This is a genomic window from Streptomyces natalensis ATCC 27448 (assembly GCF_000935125.1).
Taxonomy (GTDB): Bacteria; Actinomycetota; Actinomycetes; order Streptomycetales; family Streptomycetaceae; genus Streptomyces; species Streptomyces natalensis.
The window spans coordinates 1-985 of record NZ_JRKI01000052.1; the positions used below are offsets into that span (position 1 = coordinate 1).

The following is a 985-nucleotide window of genomic DNA, read 5'->3' on the forward strand; positions in this document are numbered from 1 at the left end:
CATGACGTTCGCCCGAACGGAACACGAAGTGCGGACTCGGACTCGCCAACTCGGGTGCTCGGGCGTACTGATGGGGCCTGGTTCAAGTACGGCCACCGTTGATCATCGTGAGTTGTGTGGACAAACGACGAGACGGTGGCCGCAGGTCACAGCATAAATCCCGCCCTTTGGCGGGAGGCGTTTGAGGTGGCCATGGGCCGTATTGCGGGGCTGTTCGCCCGGGTCGAACCACGGCGGCGGGCCGGTCGGTTGGTACTGGGCCTGCTGTCGGACCTGCCGCGCAAGAACTGCTGGACGACCGCGGAGTGGGCCGGGGAATCTACTCCGCACGGCATGCAGCACCTGCTGTGCCGGGCCTCCTGGGACGCGGATGCGGTCCGTGACGACGTGCGCGAATACGTTGTTGAGCACCTCCACGACGAGGCCGCGGTGCTGGTCGTCGACGAGACCGGTGACCTGAAGAAGGGCACCCACACCGTCGGGGTCCAGCGCCATTACACCGGCACAGCCGGGCAGATCGAGAACTCCCAGGTCGCCCTCTACCCCGTCTACGCCGACGAGCGGGGACACGCCGCAGTGGACCGGGGCTTCGAGGCGGTCGGGGGTGCAGTGGCGGGGGGCTTTTGTTCATCTTCCAGGCCTAAGCTTGTTCTTTATGGTCTGAGCCGCCTTGAAAGAGTGTGACGAGGTCCGACCAGACGCTGAGTAGGGTTGTGGCCATGGCCAAGGGAATGGGGCGGCGGCCCAAGGTGGACCTGGACAGCGGCGTCGAGGACGCGACGCTGCTCATCCTGGAATGGCTCGGTGAGCAGGGTGTCGGTGCCATGATCCGGGTCGACGCGGAGCGCATGCGGGAGGGCCGACCCGCGTGGACCTTCGCTGCTGGTGGTGGACCGCTGTCTGAAGGGATGAGAGCCGACGGATCCTCAGTCGCGGAATGCATGGGCAGGGCACTGCTCAAGCTGCGACAGGCCGGTCTAATTGT

General features: G+C 65.7%; 1 protein-coding gene and 1 pseudogene. Both read left to right on the forward strand.

Features of this window, described 5'->3' with window-relative positions; genetic code table 11:
* Nucleotides 1–192: 192 nt before the first annotated feature.
* A pseudogene (locus tag SNA_RS29905) lies at nt 193–585 on the forward strand (IS701 family transposase); the annotation flags it as partial.
* 134 nt (nt 586–719) lie between these two features.
* A partial coding sequence (locus SNA_RS43465; RefSeq protein ID WP_052809017.1) for a hypothetical protein occupies nt 720–985 on the forward strand: 266 nt, incomplete at its 3' end.